Below are 18614 nucleotides of genomic sequence, written 5' to 3'. Positions count from 1 at the left end.
GCCTCGGGCGACGTCGTCCTGCGCCGGCTGATCGCGGCGGCGACGGGTGAGGGACGCAGCGACGCGGGAAGGTCCGGCGGCCTCGCCGTCCTGGGCGCCGACCCGCGCACCGGCGTGTCGGTCGCGGCCGTTCCGCTGCCGGAGCGCCGCCGCCCGTTCGACATGGGGCATGGCCCCCTGGCGGTGCTCACCTTCCACCGGCGCGGCGCCCCGTCCGCGCCGCCGGCCGAAACGCTGCGGCGGCGCTATGCGCTGACGCCCTCCGAGGCGCGCCTGGCCGTCGCCTTGTGCGGCGGCGCCAGCGTCGCCGGGTACGCCGGGGACAACGGGGTCAGCAACACCACGGTGAAGACCCATCTGCGCCAGCTGTTCGCCAAGGTCGGCGAGCACCGCCAGGTCGACCTGGTCCGCCGCCTGCTGTCCGAGGCGGTGGCCGAAGCGGCCTAGCGTCCCGGCGTCAGGCGCCACAGACGCGCCTGGCGGCAGAGCGCCTTGCCGAACGCTTCGCTGATCTCCGCCTCCTGGTCGGTCAGCAGGGCGCCCAGGCCCTGCCCGGCGTCGGCCTCCGCCTCGATCGCATAGCGGCCGACCACGTCGGTGGTCCCCGGCCGCACGAACTCGACCACGCCCCGCAGGCGGTGCGTTCCGCCGGAGCGCGCCGCGGTCAGGGCCTGGACGCGCTGTACGCCGTCCAGGCGGACGCGCAGGTCCAGGGTCTGGCGCCCGCGCGCGCAGGCCGCCAGCGCCCAGCCGAATTCATCGGTGAAGGTGTCTCGAAATTCGTCGCTCACGTCGTTGAGCGGCGCGCTCAGGTCGTACTCGATGTCGCCGACGAACACGCCGCCGGCCAGGGCCGGGTCGAGGTCGAACGGAGGCCCCGAGACCACCGTCGTGGCGCACCCCGACAAGGCGGCGGATGCGCACAGAACCGCCACCGCCTTCAACGAAAACCGCCCCACGTCACGCTCCGTCTCTACTCGCTGTGAGCCTAGCCGCGGCCGCCGGCGACGCCTCGTGCGTTCGGACGAGGCGGGGAGGGGGCGCCGGCGCCTAAGCTGACGCCTGGTTCCTCGCTCGGTTCACAAACCCCATGAACACTCGCCGCCTCCTCGCCGCCGCCCTGTTGCTCGCCGCCGGCCCGCTCCTCGCCGCCGGTCCGGCCCTCGCCCAGATGGACCCCGGCAGCTTCAGGGAGCACCCGGTGGTGAGGCACTATCCGGGCGCCCTGATCGACAGCCACGATGAGAAGGAGTTCGACGGCGTCGACATGGTGGTCGGCTACGTCGCCACCCCGAAGGCGAAGATCACCCGCAAGGAGGTCGAGGGGCGGGTCTACAAGACCTTCTACATTCACCAGGGCGGGGTCTCGGCCCTGCAGGTGATGCGCAACTACGAGACCGCGCTGAAGGCGGCCGGCTTCACCACCGTGGTCACCGGCAAGGTCGCGGCCCTGCCGTCGATGGAGGAGGCGCGCGACGGCGCCCTGTTCGGCGCCTTCACCATGACCAAGAACGGCCAGCCGGCCATGTACGTGAACATCCTGATCGACCCCAACGTCGGGGAGCCGGTCAGCCGCGTGACCATCGTCGAGCCCGAGCAGATGCAGCAGGTCTATGCGGTCGACGCCTCGTCGCTGTACGCGGGCCTGGCCGCCGACGGCCGCATCGCCGTCTACGGCATCAACTTCGACACCGCCAAGTCGACCGTCACGGCCGACTCCGAGGCGGTGCTGAGCCAGGTGCGCGAACTGCTGGGCGCTCACCCGGAGCTGAAGCTCAGGATCGAAGGTCACACCGACAACGTCGGCGCTCCGGCCGCCAACCGCACCCTGTCCCAGCAGCGCGCCGCCGCGGTGAAGGCCTGGCTGGTGCGCAACGGCGTCGCCGAGGGCCGGCTGACGACCGAGGGCCTGGGCGACACGCGCCCGGTCGCGGCCAATGACAGCGAAGACGGGCGGGCGAAGAACCGCCGCGTGGAGCTCGTGCGCACCCCCTGAGGTCCCCCGCGCGCGGGATCCGGCCTGCAAGGGCGGGAGCGCATCACGCGCTCCCGCCCTCTTTCATTTCGGGAGAGCCGGGTCGACCCGGGCCTGCTGCAGCGCGTGCAGCCACGCGTCGACCTTCCAGAAGTGGTCGAGATAGGCGCGCACGGCGTCCTCGACGGCCGGGACGGAGGCGGCCGTCTCGCGTGGATCGCCGCCTCGCGCGACCTCGCTCACAGCGCCGACAACTTCGTCAGGTTGATGCTCGCGGCCAGGGCGGTGAGGGCCTCGGGCGCGACGCTGCGGCCGGCGATCATCACCTCGTACCGCCCGGCGGTGAGGTTCAGCTTGCCGGACCTGGTGCTGGCGTTCCACGCCAGGTAGCCGGGGCGGCCGGCCACCGTGACCTTGGAGATGGTCATGCCGCTGGCCGGGTCGAAGCCCAGCTTCGGCGTCGCGCCGCCGATCGCGAAGCTGTGGGCCGCGATGGTGGCGTCCAGCGCCACGCCCGAGCCGCCGCTCGCCGGCGCGTAGTTGGCCCAGGCCTGCGAGAAGTCGCCCAGCTCCTGGGCGGGGCGCATTTTCCAGCCCTTCGGCGGCGCCGGCAGGAAGGCCTTCACGGACGGGCGGGCCGGCTGGGCGGCCGGCGCGGCTGGCTTCGGCGCCGTCGCCTGCTCGGCCTGCTTCTTTTTGACGGCGGCGCGGAGCGCGTCGAACTCGGCGTCGCGCGCGAGCGCCGGCGCGACGGATCCGACCAGCACCGCGAGCGCGGCGGGGAGCACGATAAGGCGGGGGCGCATGGGAAGACCTCTGCTCGAAACGGGTGCCAAGGCTCCGCTTTACGGTCGCTGTCGGGGCCCCGCCTCCTCCATCGGGGGGAGGTCGCGCGCAGAGTTTCCGCAAATCTCATCCTTACGGACGAAGCTGCCTCGCCTGGCGAAACCTAGACGGGTCCCACGCTGAAGCTTGGGAGCCGGCTGGGTCCGGCAGGTCGAATGTCCTTCAAACGCACGCTGCTGAACGCCACCTGCCTGTCGGGCGCGCTGGTCCTGGCCGTCGCCGGGCCCGCCCTGGCCGACTGCTCGGTCGAGACCCCGGCCGCCGGCCAGACCACCGTCTGCGACGGGCCGCTGACCCGCTCCTACGACTTCCAGAACGACGAGTTCACCGTCGTCGTGAACGGCGCCCAGTCGCTGGACGCGTCGGTCGCCGTCTATCGGGCGCGGGGCGCCGAGGTGAACGTGCAGGTGTCCGCGGGCGCCTCGGTGACGAACACCGGCGCCGGCAAGGTGTTCGAGTTGGGCGCGGGCGCCGGGTTCGACAACGCCGGGACGCTGACCGCGACCCACACCGTCGTGTCCATGAGCGACGCGGCCGACTTCAGCAATACCGGGACCATCACGTCCGACACCCGCGGCGCCGCTGCGGCGGTGGTGATCGGCGACGCGTCGCTGGCGTTCGTGAATAGCGGGACGATCCGCAATTCCGGCGTCGGGGTGCAGATCGGGCGTGACGCTGGCGGCTTCACCAACTCGGGTCTGATCGAGAGCACCGGAGGCGACCAGTCGTTCCTGCACGCCGTGTCGATCGCCAGTCAGGTCGAAGGGACGAAGGTGGTGAACACGGGCACGATCCGGGCCGTCAGCTGGTCTGGCCACGGCGTGGTTTTCGGCGGCTCGGCGCTGCTTGAGAACCGAGGCGAGATCTTGGTCAGCGGCTTGGGGGGGAACGGCGTCCAGGGCGCGCAGGAATCGGTCGTCACCAACAGCGGTACGATCCGGTCGGTCGAGGGATCGGCCGTGGCTCTTGGCGACGACTCGAGCCTTGTGAACACCGGCGCGCTCGTCAGCGATATGGGGGCTGCGGTGCTGCTCGGCGCCCGCTCCACCTTCGAGAACAGCGGCGAGGTCAGCGCCGGGACCAATGGCGTTTACATGGCGCCTAACGGCACACTCGTGAATAACGCCGGAGCCAGCATCCGAGGCGGCTCCAACGGCGGCGAGGTCGGCGCGGTCGTCATGGAAGGGGGCGCGAACACCCTGACCAACGCCGGTACGATCGACGCGGACCTCAAGCCGGGTCGGTCGGTGGTCATGCTCTCGTCCACGCTGGGTCAGACCAGCCGGCTGAGCAATCAGGCCGGCGGCGTGATCGGCAACGCTGAGGACGCCGCCCAGGTCAACGCGGTCGCGACCACGATCGGCTCCGGCTCGATCCTGGTTGAGAACCTGGGCACGCTCTACGGCTCGATCGAGCTGAGCGGGGCGCAGGGGGCGACCGTGTTCAACGGCCTGAGCCTCCAGACGTCGAGCCCTGACGCGCCGAGCGCCGCCCTGCTGCAGGGCGACGTCCGGTTCGGCGCGGGCGCGGACAGTCTCCGCAACAACGGCCTGCTGCGCGGCGACGTGCAGTTCGGGGCAGGCGCCGACCTGGCGATCAACTACCAGGGCGCCAGGATCACCGGCAGCCTCGACTTCGGCGACGGCCACGACACCTTTGTGCATGCCGGCCTAGTCGACGGCGACGTCCTCATGGGCGACGGCGACGACGAGCTGTTCGTCAAGGGGGTGATCGGGGGCGCCATCGACCTGGGCGACGGCGACGACGTGCTGGAGCTGGCCGCGAGCGGCCTGTTCTCGGGCGACCAAGTCGTCAACGGCGGGGCCGGTTCCGACACCCTCGGCCTCACCGGAGTGATGGCCTACGACGGCGCGCAGTTCGCCGGCTTCGAGCGTCTGCAGAAGGACGGGGACGGGGACGCGACCCTGACCGGTCACTGGCGCTTCGACGAGGGCATGCTGGTCAAGCGCGGCGTCCTGACCCTGGACGTCGGGGCCAGCCTGGCCGGCGGCCTGATGACCGTGAGGGGCGCCTACGACATCCACGGCCTGCACGACGGCGATGTCCGGGTTGAGGAAGGCGGCCAACTGTTCGGCTACGGCCGGATCGGCGCCGGCGGCGCCTCTCCCGGACGGACCCTGACCAACGCCGGCCTGGTGGCTCCGGGCAGCCCGTTCGGCCCGAGCTCGGCCTCCCTCGCCACGCTGATCGTCAACGGCGACTACGTGCAGACCGGCGAGGGGCGGCTCGACATCGAGCTCGGCGCCCCGGACGAGCTGGACGTCCTGCACGTGACCGGCGCCGCCTCCCTGAACGGCACGGTCCGGTTCGTCCCCTTGGACCTGGCCGTGGCGGGGTACGAATACGTCTTCCTGCACGCCGACGGCGGTGTGGTCGGCCAGTTCGCGGCGGTCGAGGGCGGGCTCTTCTTTGACTACCTCGTCGACTACGGCACGCAGGGGCAGGTCTCGGTCCGCCTTGTCGCCGAGGAGGAGCCCGAGCCGCCGCTGCTCGACGGTCTGGACGGCCTGACGCCGAACCAGGCGGCGGTCCGCGACGCCTTCATCAGCCCCGGCGCGTTCAGCCCCGACCTGGCGCTGGTGCGGGCCGACCTGAACGGCATCGGCGCCGAGCGCGCCCCGGCGGCGCTGGATTCGCTGTCCGGCGAGGTCTACGCGGCCCTGCCGGCCGCAGCCGCCGACGCGCATCGCCGCTTCGCCGACGGCCTGGTCGGCCGCGGTCGCGGCTTCGACTTCCACGAGGGCGAGGCGGCCGGCGTGTGGGCGGCGGCCTACGGCTGGCGCGCGCGGGTCGACGGCGACAGCGCCTTCGCCGGCCGCTCGGTCGACACCTCCGGCTTCGCCATGGGCGCGGACCGAATCTTCGCGCCCGGCCTGCGGCTCGGCGTGGCGGTGGGCGGCTCGGAAACCGACCTGAAGCAGGCGCGCACGCGGTCCGACGGCGAGATCCGCAGCCTCGAAGGCGGCGTCTACGCCGCCGTGCGCGGCGAGCGTGCCTGGCTGGACGCGGCCCTCACCTACGGCGACCACGAGGTGGAGGCCTCGCGCGTGCTGATCACCGGCGTCGCTTCCGAGCGCCGCGCGGCGGCCGACACGTCGGCCCGGTCGGTGCGCGCCGACGTGCTGGGCGGGATCGAGCGGCCGGTCGGCGGCCTGGCGGTGCGCCCCTATGCGGGCCTGTCCTGGACCTCGGTTCGCCAGGACGGTCTTGTGGAGCGCGGCGCCGGCGACGCCGGCCTGAAGGTGCAGGCCGAATCCTACCAGGCGACCGTCGCCCGGGCCGGGGTCAGCGCGGCCGGCGCGGTCGAACTGCCGAACGGCGTCGAACTCGACTTCGGCGGCCAGCTGGAGCTGGACCGCGACCTGGCCCGCGAGGGCTGGTCGGCCAAGGCGCGGCTGATCGGCGGCGGCGACGGCTTCCGCATCGCCACCGCGGCGCCCGGAGAGACCGGCCTCATCGCCGGCGCCTGGGCCACCGCGCGGCTGTCGCGCGGCTGGTCGCTCTACGCGAACTACGACTTCGAAACCGCCGAGGACGCGCGCGGCCACGCCGTGTCGCTGGGCGCGCGCCTGGCCTGGTGAGCTGACCCCATGAACACGAGCGTTCGGGCCGCGGGTCCCGGCTTCGCCGCGGTGGCGGCGGGCTACACGGTGATCTACGCGGCCGCGGTCGCGGCCGATCACCTGACCACCCTGGCGATCACCGCCCAGGGCGGGATCGAGACCAACTTCCTGTTCGACACCGCCGGCGGCGGGCTGGCCGAATTCCAGGCCTGGTCGGTGTTTCTGGCCCTGTGGCCGGTGCTGCTGGCCATGGTCTGGATCGGCCGGACCCGCGCCATCGCCGGGCGCGACGCGGTGCGGCTGCCCTGGCTGGATCCCCTCTGGGGCGCCGGCGCGGCCGGGCCGTTGCTGCTGCCCACGACCATGCTGATCGTCAAAAGCCTGGCCGGCCTGCTCAACCTGTTGCTGGTCTTTCGGCTGGGCTCGGCCGCCGGCTCGGTCCGCACCCTTCTGGACATGATCGGGCTGGCCGAGCCGAAGCTGGTCTACATGGCCACGGCCGGCCTGATGCTGGCCGTGTCGGTGGTGATCGCCCGGCCCCTCGCGAGCGCCTGGGCCCGCCGCATGGCGGGCGAGGCGGTGGCCTAGCTACCGCTTCCGGCGCGCCGCGAGCAGGTCGGCCTGAAGGCTGCGGTTGCGGGCGTCGATTTCGTCGAGCATCCGCTTGAATCGGGGATCGCCCCGCAGGGGCTGGAGCGAGGGCCAGGCGTCGAGGGGCATGTAGTTGCCGGCGTCGAGCCCGTCGTGGAATCCGGCGTCGATCGCCTGACGGAGCTCGGCCAAGGCACGCTCCTTGTCGCCAAGCTCGGCGTAGGCGTTGATCCGCGCCAGCCACAGCTCCGGCAACGGGTTCTGTCCCGGTCGGCGCGTGGTTGCTTCGAGAACTCGCACCAGGATGCGGCGCGCCTGGGCTTCTTCCCCGGTCCGATTGAGGACGTGCGCGGCGACCACGGCGGTCGGGTCGATGGCGCTGTCTGCAACCTCGGGCTTCTCGGTCAGCAGCTTCGGGGCGATGGACTCCAGTTGCCGGCGCGCCCGGGCGTAATCGCCGAGGACTGCGGCGTCGACAAGCACGACCCCGCGCATGGCGGAATCCGGGTCTCGGGCGACCTCGCTCTCGGCGAAGGCCAGTGCGCTGCGGAAGTCCCGGGCGAGGTGATACTTGAGCGTACGCCGGATCAGGACCACCTGCTGCGGTGACTCCAGACGGTCGAGTTCGGCGTTCGCCTCGTCGGCCATATGCAGGTTGGCGTAAAGGAACGCCAGATCGAGCCGGCTTCTGGGATTCCCGCTGATCTGGATGACCTGCCGGAAAGCCCGCTCGGCTTCGACGACCTTTCCTTGCTCGTACAGGATGCGGCCGAGCACCAGACGCGCGAACTCGTAGTCGGGAAACAGTTCGACGACGTTTCGCGACTGCTGGACGGCCTTGTCCATGCGGCCCAGCATCCGGTAGCCGACAGCCAGATGGGCCTGCGCGTCGCGGTCCAGCGGGTCGATCTCTCTGGCGCGTTCGAGCATGGACACGCCCTCCTCCGCACGTGCGGCCATCAGGAGTTGACGGCCGTACTTGCTGAGCGCGTCGGGGTCGCGCGGGCTGAGCTCCACCGCGCGTCGCGCGGCCTCGAGGGCGAGGTCCTGATAGCTCGCCTGGCCAGCCCACTTGCCGACGACGGTGTAGATCCGGCTCTTGGCCGCATAGGCCTCCGCAGAGTTCGGATCCAGCTTGAGCGCTCGGGCGACCGCCTCCTCGCTGGATCTTCTCGCCTCGTCCGGCGGCAGCCCGAGCTTGTGGCCCAGGGAGATCGTCGCTTCGGCATAGCCGGCGAGCGCCCGGACATTGTCGGGCTCGAGTTCGAGCAGGTGCTGAAACAGCCGGCGAGCCGTCGCGAGGTCGTCCTTGCCTCCGTTTCGAAGGTGCGCCTGGGCGACCAGATGCAGCCGGTAGACTTCAGGATCGCCTTGGATCGCACCCCGGCGCGGCGGCTCCAGACGCGCCTTCAGTTCGCCGGCCACGGTGCGGGCCAGTTCGTCCTGGATGGCGAAGGCGTCGCTCATCTGGCGGTCGTAGGTCGCCGACCAGATGTGGAATCCGTCGGCGACGTCGATCAACTGGGCGGTGACGCGCAGCCGGTCGCCCTCGCGGCGCACGCTGCCTTCGACGACGTAGGCGACGCCTAGCTTGCGTCCGACCTCGCGCAGGTCGGCGTCCTTGCCCTTGAAGTAGAAGGCCGAGGTGCGCCCGCTGACCTTCAGGTCGGCGTATTGCGCCAGGCTGTTGATCACCTCTTCGGTCAGGCCGTCGGCGAACAGGCCGGTGTCGGCTTCGCTGCTGAAATTCGCGAACGGCAGGACCGCGACCGACTTCTCGCGCTCGGTCGCCGCCAGCAGGCCGGGCAGCAGCCGCGGCTGGAAGAAGGCGATGGCGCCGCTCACCGCGACCAGGGCCAGGCAGGCGGCGGCGACGGTGGTGACGAGGCGCTTTCGGGGGCGTCGCGGCGGCGGCGTCATGGCCTCGGTCAGGGCGGCCGGGGGCGGACCGTCCTGAGCCGTCGCGTCGTCCTGCGTGGCGGCGGAAGCGGCCGCCCGGGCCGCCGGGACGCCCGTGTGTCGCGACGACGAGATCTCGCGGAACAGCTCGCGCGTCGCCGCTTCCGGCGTCGTGTTCAGGTCGCGCGCCAGCTGCTCGGACAGGGCGTGAAACTGCTTCAGCGCCGCGCCGCGGCGTCCCTGACGGACGTGCAGGCGCATCAGGGCGCGGTGCGCGCGCTCTTGCAGCGGATCCAGCGCCAGCATGCGCATGGCGGCGCGCACGCCGATCTCGGGCGCGAAGCCGGGCTCCAGCGCGTGATCCAGCAGACCGCTCAGGGCCGTCAGGGCCAGCTCGCGCAGGCGCTGGCGCTCCAGCAGCGCCCAGTCCTCGAACGCCGGCGCGCCTCGGACGCTGAGGTCGTTGAGGAAGTCCCCGTTATACAGCTCCGCGATCCGGGCCGCGGTCGAGGCGTCCGCGAGATCCCCCTGCAGCGCCGCCTCGAACGTCTCGACGTCGGTCGCCAGCGCGCCGGGGACCAGCCAGACCGCGTCGTTGTTGGCGTCGAGCAGGACCCGGTCCGGCCGGCCGGGAAGCCGGGTCTCCTGCCGCAGGGCGGAGAGCGCCTTGCGCAGGTTCAGGCGGGCCTGGCCGGCGTGCGCGTCCTCCCAGAACAGGGCGGCCAGGCGCTCGCGCGAGGCGCGCCGCTCCGGCTGGCAGGCCAAATAGACGAGCAGGGCCATCGACTTGCGCGTGGACAGCGACACGGGGGCGCCCCCCGGCCCGCTCAGCGTGCAGCCGCCGAGCAGTCTCAGCCGCCAGATGTCGGAATCGCACACCTACCAACGCCCCGTCCGAGTCGAACCGGCATCTTGGTCGACGGGGGGCGGGGACGCCTCATACGTTCGGACGAGGCGTCTTGTCGCTGCGGCGTTGGACGAGGTCAGCCGAGCCGCTTGCGGCCGAACTGCAGACGCATGAACGGGTCCGACAGGGCGCGGCGGATGAGGTCGGCCTGGCGGGTCTCGCCGGTCTTGGAGAACAGGCCGCGCAGGTGGGTCTTGGCGGTGGTCAGCTTGACGCCGGTGCGCGTCGCGTAGTCGGCCAGCCGCTCGCCCTCGACCAGGGCCGACAGCAGCCGCGCCTCGGCCGGGGTCAGGCTGAAGGTCTGGCGCAGCCGGCCTTCGTCGACCGGGGTGGGCGTGGCGGCGATCACCACCATGGCCAGGCGTTCGGCGTTGGCGGCCTCGGCGAACAGCTGCAGCGGCGCGATGTTGACGTGCAGGGGCTCGACCTCGCCGGGACCGGCCAGCGCGACCGGCTTGGCCGTGTCGCAGCCCGGCGTCGTAACCGCCTCGATGGCGCGGTGCAGGCGCGCGCTGTCGGTTCGGGCGCCGCCGAACAGCCGCCCGTCGAGCAGGCGCAACATCGGCCCGTCCAGCAGCGGACGGGCGACGGTGTTGACGAACCGCACCTCGGCGTGGCGGTCGGTCAGCACCAGGCCGACGCCGGCGTACTCCAGCGCCTCGCAGGTGGCCCGGCAGATGGTGTCGACCAGGCCGGGGTTGCGGCCGCCTTGCGGCAGCAGGCGGCGGCTGGCCATGGCCAGGACCAGGGCGGTCCCGACGTCGGGTCGAACGGTCTGAAGCGCGGCGTACACGCGTACCCTCCGGAAGCGAACGCGCCACGGCGGCGCGACGCATCCGGTCTGGGTGGAAGGCGTCCTGCCGACCGTACCGTCAGGCGTGAAATCAGCGTGGAAAGCTGCGCCGGAGAGATGCGGGGGGCGTCACGCCATGAGGTGCTTCACGAAGCCGGCGAACAGCACCAGGAACCCGCCGATCTCGCCCGCGGCCAGCAGGTAGATGAAGGTCTTCATCGACCGTCCATGGACCTCGCGGGCGCCCAGTTGGTGGGGACGGCGAAACTGGTTGTCGGTGTCCTTCATGATCCCGTGCGCCGCATAGCTCGCGACGGCCGCGGCGAAGAACACGACCGGCGCGGCGACGGCGATCAGGTTGACGCTGTCGCCCCACGCGCTCAGGCGGGCGAACTCCGCCAGGACCAGGCAGGCGAAGGCGTACATCAGCGCCGCGCGATGGCAGAGGTCGACATAGAACGGCGCTTCGCCCTCGGCGTTCGCCATCATGGCCTGGAACTTCCAGAGGCCCGTGCCGAGGCCGACCAGGAAGAACAGGCCGCAGCTCAACTGAGCCAGCACGACCCCGGTCATCACGCCGCTCTCCCCTGGCGGCGGGTGCCGTTGCAGGGCGCGCAGACGCATTTGCAGTGGCAGGGCATGGGGAGCTCCTCGTTCGCCGTTGACGCCGCCATGCCTACGGGAGCGCGCGCCGGGGCGATTGAACGAAGGGGCTAGGCGCCGCATGCAGTGGCGCTTCAGGCCCGGCTCGACCATATCGGTGCTGCGGCTCGATCCAGGTGCCGGCTTTCTGCAAAGGCGTGCGTGACGTGACCCTTCTGACCGCCGACCGCGACGACGCCCTGGCCGAACGCGCCCGCCTGGCGCTGGCCCGCCCCGACCTGTTGCGCGAGCGCGCTTATGTCGACGGCGCCTGGCTGGACGGCGAGGCCGTCATCGAGGTGACCAATCCGGCCACGGGGCGTCTGCTGGGCCGCATCCCCGACCTGGGCCGCGAAGCGACTCTCGCCGCCGTCGCCGCCGCCGAGCGCGCGCAGGCGGACTGGGCGCGCCGCACCGCCAAGGAGCGCGCGGTCGTGCTGCGCCGCTGGTTCGAGTTGATCAACGTGCACATTGATGGCCTGGCCCGGCTGATGACCGCCGAGCAGGGCAAGCCGCTGGCCGAGGCGCGCGGCGAGGTGGCCTACGCCGCCGCCTTCCTCGAGTGGTTCGCGGAAGAAGGCCGGCGCGCCTATGGCGACCTGATCCCCGGCCACCAGGGTGACAAGCGCCTGCTGGTCATGAAGGCGCCGGTCGGCGTGGTCGCGGCGATCACGCCCTGGAATTTTCCGGCCGCCATGATCACCCGCAAGGTCGCCCCGGCGCTGGCGGCCGGCTGCACCGTCGTGCTGAAGCCCTCGGAGCTGACCCCGTTCTCGGCCCTGGCGCTGGCGGCGCTGGGCGAAGAGGCCGGCGTGCCGGCCGGCGTGTTCAGCGTGGTCACCGGCCGGCCTGGTCCGATCGGCGAGGTGATGACCGACGACCCGCGCGTGGCCAAGTTCACCTTCACCGGCTCGACAGGGGTCGGAAAGATGCTGGCCGCCCGCTGCATGGGCACGGTCAAGCGCGTGTCGCTGGAGCTGGGCGGCAACGCCCCCTTCATCGTGCTGGACGACGCCGACCTGGACGCCGCGGTCGAGGGCGCGATCGCGTCCAAGTTCCGCAACACCGGCCAGACCTGCGTCTGCGCCAACCGCTTCCTGGTGCACGCCTCCGTCTACGACGATTTCGCCGAACGCCTGGCGGCTCGCGCCGCGAGCTTGCGGATCGGCGACGGCCTGGAGGGACCGACCGAGCAGGGGCCGCTGATCAACGCCGCGGCGCTCGCCAAGGCGCAGGCCCACGTCGCCGACGCGCTGGGCCTCGGCGCGCGATTGATGACCGGCGGCGAAGTCCTGCCCGCGCCGGGCGCCTTCTTCACCCCGGCCGTCCTGCGCGACGTGCCCGCGCGCGCCCTGCTGAACCGCGAGGAGACCTTCGCCCCCGTCGCCGGCCTGATCCGGGTGGCCGACGAGGCCGAAGCCGTGCGCGTCGCCAACGACACCCGCGCGGGCCTGGCGGCTTACGTCTACACCCGCGACGCCTCGCGCTGCTGGCGCATGGCCGAGGGGCTTCGCTACGGCATGGTCGGCCTGAACACCGGCCTGGTCTCCACCGAGGTCGCGCCGTTCGGCGGGGTCAAGGAGTCCGGCCTGGGTCGCGAAGGTTCGCGCTACGGCCTGGACGAGTACCTGGAGACCAAGCTGGTCAACTGGAGCGTCTAAACGCGCGCTAGTGCGGCGGCCGAGCGCCCTGCGCCGGCGCGCCGCGGCCGGCCACGACGCCCGGCGCCGTGCGCTCCGGCGCGTGGATGGCCAGCAGGTCGACCATGTCGCTGGCGTGGTCCTCCTCCACCGCCAGGATCCGCTCCATCAGCACGCGCGTGGTCGGGTCGGCGTCACCGAAATAGCGGATCAGCTCGCGGTAGTGGTCGATCACGATCCGCTCGGCCACCAGGTTCTCTTCGATCAGGGTGACCAGCTCCTCGCCGGTCTCGTACTCGGTCGCCGAGCGCGCGGTCAGGGTGGCCGGATTGAAGTCGGGATCGCCGCCCAGCTGGTTGATCCGCTCGGCGACCCACATGGCGTGGTCCTGCTCCTCCTTGGCGTGCTCCGCGAACTCGGCGCTGACGCTCTCGCTGGCCAGGCCGGTGGCGACGATGGCGTGCTGGGTGTAGCGCATGACGCAGACCAGTTCGGTGGCCAGCACGCTCTGCAGGATCTCGATCGTGCGCGCGGCGTCGGCCCCGTAGGTGTCGGTCACCGGGCCGGTCTCGACGTGACGGCGCGCGCGGTCGCGCAGCGTCCGGACATCGGTCAGGAAGGGCTTTTTGTCGGGCATGGAAACCTCCTGCGGGCGGGCGAGGGCGAAACCCCGGGCCGCGCGCGCCGGGTCCGCGCGCGACCTCGCAAATTCCCGCGGAAGTCTGGCCCTAGAGCGTGCCGGTCTGCACGTAGGGCACCTTGGCGAACAGCCGCCGCTCGTCCCCGCGCGGATCATCGACCGGCTTGGGCTGAAGGTCGAACGACAGCGTGGTCCGCCGCTCCAGCCCATAGCGCGGCCACTCCGGAATGGCCGGCGTGCGCGGATCGCCCCTGCGCGCGAAGGCGATGAAGGCGTCGCTCATCAGCTCCGACAACGCCTGCGCCTCCGCCCCGTCGCCGCTCAGGGCGCCCGGCGCGGCGGTGGTGCCGAACACCAGCGGGATGTCCAGCATGTGCGGCGCGCCCCACTTGCCGCCGTCGATCGGCGAGCCCCAGTCCAGCTGGTAGGCCCAGGTCGGCGCCGCGCTTTGAGCCGCGCGCGCCTCCAGCTCGATCAGGGCGCCGCGCCAGGACCGCCCGGCCGTGGTGGCGGCGAAGAACACCTCGCTCGGCGAATAGGCCGGGTACAGCCGCCGGTACTCGGCGATCACCGTCTCGGCGTCGATGTCCACGAACAGGGCCGGCTGCAGCCGCGCCGGCAGCTCGTCCCAGGTCAGCGCGAACAGGGCGGGATCGCTCGCGCCGATCAGGTTGCGGGTCTCGCCGCGGGTGTTGCCGATGATCATCGGCACGCCGGCCGAGATCGCCGGCGCGTCCGGCCAGAACGGGTGGCGGCTCAGCGAACGCTCGTCCAGCACCGGGCCGAAGTAGAGGCCGCCGGCGATCGGATCGCGCGCCGACAGGCCTTCGACCAGCCGCTCATAGGGCAGGGTCGCCAGTTCGCCGACCTGCTCGGGCTTCAGCTTCAGCGCGTCCATGAAGGCGCGCGCCCGCGCGGTCGCCCCGCGCGGCCCCTGGGCGGTGACCTGCTGGCCGCTCATGGTCGCGGCCCGGTGGAATAGGCCCTTCGCCGCGGGCATGGACATCAGGCTGGCGATCTTGGCCCCGCCGCCCGACTGGCCGAACAGGGTCACGCAGCCCGGATCGCCGCCGAACGCTCCGATGTTGTCGCGCACCCAGGTCAGGGCCAGCACCAGGTCCAGCAGGCCGCTGTTGCCGGAATCCGCGTAGGCCGCGCCGCCCAGTTTGGCCAGGTAAAGGTGGCCGAAGGCGTTCAGGCGATGGTTGAGGGTGACCACCACCACGTCGCCGCGCCGCGCCAGCCTCACCCCGTCATACAGCGGGTCCGAACCCGAGCCGTGCGCGTAGGCGCCGCCGTGGATGTAGACCATCACCGGCCGGCGCGCCCGGTCCAGCCCCGGCGTCCAGACGTTCAGGTACAGGCAGTCCTCGCTGGTCGCCTCGCCTGGCTTGCTCTGCGGCGAGGCCGGGCCGTAGGCGGTCGCGTCCCGCACGCCGGTCCAGGCCGGCGCGGGCAGGGGCGGCTGGAACCGCCGGCCTGCGGTGCTGGCCCCATAGGGAATGCCGCGGAACGAACTGACACCGGTGTCAACGTAACCGCGAACCCGGCCGGCCTTGGTCGCGACCACGGTGGCGGGCGCACTGGCCGCCCAGGCCGGCGCGGCGAGGCCGGCGGCCGCGCCGGCGGCCAGCAGCGTGCGTCGGCTGACGCTCATCGATCGTTCGGATGTACGGCGCACGCGGACGGCCCTCCCTGTGCGGGAATGATGGGCCGCCCGATTTTTCCGTCAAGCCGGCGTCAGGTGCGCTCGGCCACGAAGCCCGACAGCGGCGGCAGCTCCAGGCGGGTCGCCCCGCCCACGCTCTGCAGCACGGTCCAGTCCGCCCGCGCGACCGCGACGGTCTCAGAGCCCAGGTTGAACAGGCAGACCAGCCGCCGGCCCTCGTGCACGCGCTCGAACCCGACCAGCGGCTCGGCCAGGTCCAGCATGCTCACCGCGCCCAGCCGCAGGGCCAGCTCGGCGCGGCGGAAGTCGAGCAGGCGGCGCGTCAGGCTCAGCACCGACTCCTCGTCGCCGGCCTGGCGGTCCACCGCCAGCGGCAGGTGCTCGTCCGGCACCGGCAGCCAGGGCCGCGCGTCCGAGAAGCCGCCGTTGGCCTGCTCGGCCGTCCACGGCATGGGCGTGCGCGCGCCGTCGCGGCCCAGGGTCTGGGGCCAGTTGGCGATGGCTTCCGGATCCTGCAGCAGCTCGCGCGGGATCGCCGCCTGCGGCAGGCCCAGCTCCTCGCCCTGGTAGAGGAAGATGTTTCCGCGCAGGCAAAGCAGCAGCAGCATGCACGCCCGCGCAGCCCGCTCGCGTTCGGCCGCGGCCGCCCAGCGCGACACGTGGCGCGGCGCGTCGTGGTTGGAGAACGCCCAGCTGGGCCAGCCCTCGTCGGGCGCGCCCGGCCACACCGCGATGGCGTCGCGCACCACCTGCGGGGTCAGGGTCTCGGCGTAGAGGTAGTTGAAGCCGTAGGCGCTGTGCAGCCGCTCCGGCCCGTGCGTGTACTGCTTCATCTCGCCGTCGGCGAGCTCGCCGCCGACCTCGGCCACGATGAAGCGGCCGTCGCCGTAGGCGTCGATCACGCCCCGCAGCCGGGTCAGGAAGCCCGGAATGTCGGCGTGGGACTTGTTGTAGAGGTGGTGCTGGAAGTCGAACGGGCGGGTGCGCTTCAGCGGCGCGGCGACCGGCGGGTTATCCCGCAGGCTCGGGTCGTGCATCAGGAAGCTGACCGCATCCAGGCGGAAGCCGTCGACCCCGCGGTCCATCCAGAACCGGGCCGTGTCCAGCAGGGCTTCCTGCACGTCGGGATGGTGGAGGTTCAGGTCCGGCTGCGAGGTCAGGAAGTTGTGCAGGTAGTACTGCTCGCGCCGCGCGTCCCAGGTCCAGGCCGGGCCGCCGAACACCGACTGCCAGTTCGACGGCGGCGTGCCGTCCGGCTTGCAGTCGGCCCAGGTGTACCAGTCGGCCTTGGCGTTGGTGCGGCTGGCGCGGCTCTCCTGGAACCAGGCGTGCTGGTCGGACGTGTGCGAATAGACCTGGTCGATGACGACCTTCAGGCCCAGCTTGTGGGCGCGCTCGACCAGCCGGTCGAAGTCGGACAGCGTGCCGAACACCGGGTCGACGCCGCGGAAGTCGGCGATGTCGTAGCCGAAGTCCTTCATCGGCGAGGTGAAGAACGGCGACAGCCACACCCCGTCGACCCCCAGGTCGGCGACGTGGTCCAGCTTTTCGATGATCCCCGGCAGGTCGCCCACGCCGTCCCCGTTGGAGTCGGCGAAGCTGCGCGGATAGATCTGGTAGATCACCGCGCCGCGCCACCAGTCGCTCTGGGTTCCGGCGCGCGAGACGGGAAGCTGGATGGTCAACGCGGTTCTCCGGGCGCCGCGGCGGCGCAGATGATGTAGTCGAGCGGGGCGACTGTCACCCCGTAGCTTCCTGGGGCGCCGGCCGCCGGCGCGCAGGTCCCGCGCAGCGCGCGCCAGGCGTTCGAGGTCGGGTCGACCCGGACCTGGGCGGTCACCGGCGCGGTCGAGGTGTTGATCGCCACCAGGGTCTCGGCCCCGTCCGCGCCGTGGCGGGAGAAGGCGAACAGGCCGGGCTCGGCGCCGTACGCGCGCAGCGTCATGTCGCCGGAGCGCAGCGCCGGATCGGCCGCGCGGATCGCCGCCATGGCCGCCAGCTCGCGATAGAGCGGCGCGTCGGTGCGGTAGAAGCCGTCGGGCCCCGGCTTCGTGCCGGCGACCAGGCGGTTGTCGTTGTAGGAGGCGACCTTGCTGGGGAACATGTCCTCGCGCGCGTCGCGGTCGTTGGCGTCGCTGACGAAGCCCTGCTCGTCGCCGTAGTAGATCACCGGCACGCCGCGGGCGAACATCATCAGGGCGTGGCCCAGCAGGACGCGCTTTTCGAGCTCTTCGTCGGAGATGTCGGGCCGCGCCTTGCGCAGGAAGCCCGCGAAGCGGCCGGCGTCGTGATTGCTCACGAAGGTCGGGGTGATCCGCGGCGTCCCGTCGGGATAGAGCGCGTCGGCCTCGAACAGGCGGGCCAGCTTGTCCGTCCCGTCCTTTCCGCCCAGGCTGGCGATGGCGGCGGTCTGGAAGGCGTAGTCCAGCGGCGCCGGCAGGCGCGCCAGGCGCGTCTTGCGCGCCAGCCCGGCCGCCTCGAGGTCGTAGATCTCGGCGAAGATGTGGAAGTTCGGGATGCCCTTCGCCTTGGCGCGCGCCTGCATGGCCGGCACGAAGGCGTGCCAGAACTCCGGGTTCACGTGCTGGGCGGTGTCGATGCGGAAGCCGTCGACCCCGAACTCGTCGATCCAGCGGCCGTAGACGTCGATGAAGCCCTGCACCACGCGCGGCTGCTCGGTGAACACGTCGTCCAGCCCGACGAAGTCGCCGATGTCGGTGCTCTCGCCGGTCCAGGTCGTGTCGCCGCGGTTGTGGTAGTTGCGCGGATCGTTCAGCCAGTCCGGCGCCTTGGCGTGCTCCTCGCCGGCGGGAACGTAGGGCGTGTAGGCGTAGTCCGGGCTGGTGATCGCCTCGAAGTTCGCGCCGGTGAAGCCCGCGTTGATCGGCGCGCCCGCAATCCCGCCGCGGCGCGAGTACGGATAGTCCGCCAGGCCCCGGTAGCCGCAGTCGTTCTGCGGGCACTCGCGGTATTTGATGACGTCGGCCGTGTGGTTGGTGACGATGTCCAGGTAGACCTTCAGCCCGCGCGCGTGGGCGGCGTCGACGAAGGTCTTCAGGTCGGCCTTGGTCCCGAAGTGCGGGTCGACGTCGGTGAAGTCGAGGATCCAGTAGCCGTGATAGCCGGCCGACTCCTGGCCCGGACGGCCCTGCACCGGCTTGTTCTTGTAGATCGGCCCCAGCCACACGGCGGTCGCGCCCAGGCCCTGGATGTAGTCCAGCTTGGCGGTCAGGCCCTTCAGGTCGCCGCCGTGGTAGAAGCCGGCGTCGGCCGGATCGAAGCCGGTCTTCAGCCGGTTGCCGGTCAGGCCGCCGCGATCGTTCTTCAGGTCGCCGTTGGCGAAGCGGTCGGGCAGGACGAAGTAGATCACCTCGTCCTCCGGCGCGCGCTGCCGGTAGGCGTCGCCAGACGCGACCGGCGCGGCCCTG

At 71.9% G+C, this 18614-nt stretch carries 14 protein-coding genes and 1 pseudogene; 5 read left to right on the top strand and 10 right to left on the bottom strand.

What is annotated here, in order from left to right:
* Nucleotides 1-447 (top strand): annotated as a pseudogene (locus tag G3573_RS10960) (hypothetical protein); the annotation flags it as partial.
* Here the strand turns inward: G3573_RS10960 and G3573_RS10955 are convergent.
* Nucleotides 444-959, bottom strand: a complete 516-nt coding sequence (locus G3573_RS10955; protein ID WP_163261127.1) for a hypothetical protein — start codon at nt 957-959, stop codon at nt 444-446. The pseudogene G3573_RS10960 and the gene G3573_RS10955 sit on opposite strands and share 4 nt — an antisense overlap.
* A gap of 131 nt (nt 960-1090) precedes the next feature.
* Here G3573_RS10955 and G3573_RS10950 point away from each other — a divergent pair, with 131 nt between their 5' ends.
* Nucleotides 1091-1996, top strand: coding sequence for an OmpA family protein (locus tag G3573_RS10950; RefSeq protein WP_163261126.1), 906 nt, complete (start codon nt 1091-1093; stop codon nt 1994-1996).
* Nucleotides 1997-2059: 63 nt separating this feature from the next.
* Here the strand turns inward: G3573_RS10950 and G3573_RS10945 are convergent, their stop codons facing one another.
* Both G3573_RS10945 and G3573_RS10940 read right to left on the bottom strand, forming a co-directional pair.
* The gene (locus G3573_RS10945) at nt 2060-2218 is read right to left on the bottom strand and encodes a hypothetical protein (RefSeq protein WP_163261125.1); all 159 of its coding nucleotides are present in this window, start codon (nt 2216-2218) and stop codon (nt 2060-2062) included.
* Complete coding sequence (locus G3573_RS10940; protein WP_163261124.1) at nt 2215-2781, bottom strand: hypothetical protein; 567 nt, start codon at nt 2779-2781, stop codon at nt 2215-2217. The genes G3573_RS10945 and G3573_RS10940 overlap by 4 nt, the downstream gene beginning before the upstream one ends.
* A 195-nt stretch (nt 2782-2976) precedes the next feature.
* Here G3573_RS10940 and G3573_RS10935 point away from each other — a divergent pair, with 195 nt between their 5' ends.
* Both G3573_RS10935 and G3573_RS10930 read left to right on the top strand, forming a co-directional pair.
* Nucleotides 2977-6423 carry an autotransporter domain-containing protein gene (locus G3573_RS10935; RefSeq protein ID WP_163261123.1) on the top strand — a complete coding sequence of 1149 codons (3447 nt, stop codon included), beginning with the start codon at nt 2977-2979 and terminating at the stop codon, nt 6421-6423.
* 9 nt (nt 6424-6432) lie between these two features.
* Nucleotides 6433-6993 (top strand): hypothetical protein, encoded by a 561-nt coding sequence (locus G3573_RS10930; protein ID WP_163261122.1) that lies wholly within the window; start codon nt 6433-6435, stop codon nt 6991-6993.
* On the opposite strand, the gene G3573_RS10925 is transcribed toward G3573_RS10930, so the two are convergent.
* The 3 genes from G3573_RS10925 to G3573_RS10915 form a co-directional block, all read right to left on the bottom strand.
* Entirely contained in the window at nt 6994-9702 is a 2709-nt protein-coding gene (locus G3573_RS10925) for a BTAD domain-containing putative transcriptional regulator (RefSeq protein ID WP_163261121.1), read from the bottom strand. It abuts the gene before it with no gap.
* A 176-nt stretch (nt 9703-9878) separates the two neighbouring features.
* Nucleotides 9879-10595 carry a hypothetical protein gene (locus G3573_RS10920; RefSeq protein ID WP_163261120.1) on the bottom strand — a complete coding sequence of 239 codons (717 nt, stop codon included), beginning with the start codon at nt 10593-10595 and terminating at the stop codon, nt 9879-9881.
* Between the two features lie 129 nt (nt 10596-10724).
* Nucleotides 10725-11168, bottom strand: coding sequence for a hypothetical protein (locus tag G3573_RS10915; RefSeq protein ID WP_163261119.1), 444 nt, complete (start codon nt 11166-11168; stop codon nt 10725-10727).
* Nucleotides 11169-11413: 245 nt separating this feature from the next.
* Here G3573_RS10915 and G3573_RS10910 point away from each other — a divergent pair, with 245 nt between their 5' ends.
* Nucleotides 11414-12898 (top strand): NAD-dependent succinate-semialdehyde dehydrogenase, encoded by a 1485-nt coding sequence (locus G3573_RS10910; protein WP_240454622.1) that lies wholly within the window; start codon nt 11414-11416, stop codon nt 12896-12898.
* Between the two features lie 7 nt (nt 12899-12905).
* Here the strand turns inward: G3573_RS10910 and G3573_RS10905 are convergent, their stop codons facing one another.
* From G3573_RS10905 to G3573_RS10890, 4 genes are all read right to left on the bottom strand, one after another.
* Complete coding sequence (locus tag G3573_RS10905; RefSeq protein WP_163261118.1) at nt 12906-13514, bottom strand: ferritin-like domain-containing protein; 609 nt, start codon at nt 13512-13514, stop codon at nt 12906-12908.
* A 91-nt stretch (nt 13515-13605) separates the two neighbouring features.
* A complete protein-coding gene (locus G3573_RS10900) occupies nt 13606-15174 on the bottom strand; it encodes a carboxylesterase/lipase family protein (RefSeq protein ID WP_163261117.1) in 1569 nt (522 codons plus the stop codon).
* Between the two features lie 83 nt (nt 15175-15257).
* On the bottom strand, nt 15258-16871 hold the full coding sequence (locus G3573_RS10895) for an alpha-amylase family glycosyl hydrolase (protein ID WP_240454621.1): 1614 nt from the start codon (nt 16869-16871) through the stop codon (nt 15258-15260).
* Nucleotides 16868-18614: alpha-amylase family glycosyl hydrolase (locus G3573_RS10890; protein WP_163261116.1), on the bottom strand; the 1747-nt coding region annotated here is incomplete at its 5' end. The genes G3573_RS10895 and G3573_RS10890, both read right to left, overlap by 4 nt.

Source organism: Caulobacter sp. 17J65-9 (genome assembly GCF_010975005.1).
In the GTDB taxonomy this organism is placed as follows: domain Bacteria; phylum Pseudomonadota; class Alphaproteobacteria; order Caulobacterales; family Caulobacteraceae; genus 17J80-11.
Note: the sequence above shows the minus strand (reverse complement) of the source record. Positions and strands in the feature narration are given on the sequence as shown.

Bases quoted from the DNA above. Each gene is read 5' to 3' on its own strand.
- G3573_RS10950 (WP_163261126.1), top strand. From the start codon at position 1,091: ATGAACACTCGCCGCCTCCTCGCCGCCGCCCTGTTGCTCGCCGCCGGC.
- G3573_RS10940 (WP_163261124.1), bottom strand. From the start codon at position 2,781: ATGCGCCCCCGCCTTATCGTGCTCCCCGCCGCGCTCGCGGTGCTGGTC.
- G3573_RS10935 (WP_163261123.1), top strand. From the start codon at position 2,977: ATGTCCTTCAAACGCACGCTGCTGAACGCCACCTGCCTGTCGGGCGCG.
- G3573_RS10930 (WP_163261122.1), top strand. From the start codon at position 6,433: ATGAACACGAGCGTTCGGGCCGCGGGTCCCGGCTTCGCCGCGGTGGCG.
- G3573_RS10915 (WP_163261119.1), bottom strand. From the start codon at position 11,168: ATGACCGGGGTCGTGCTGGCTCAGTTGAGCTGCGGCCTGTTCTTCCTG.
- G3573_RS10905 (WP_163261118.1), bottom strand. From the start codon at position 13,514: ATGCCCGACAAAAAGCCCTTCCTGACCGATGTCCGGACGCTGCGCGAC.
- G3573_RS10900 (WP_163261117.1), bottom strand. From the start codon at position 15,174: ATGAGCGTCAGCCGACGCACGCTGCTGGCCGCCGGCGCGGCCGCCGGC.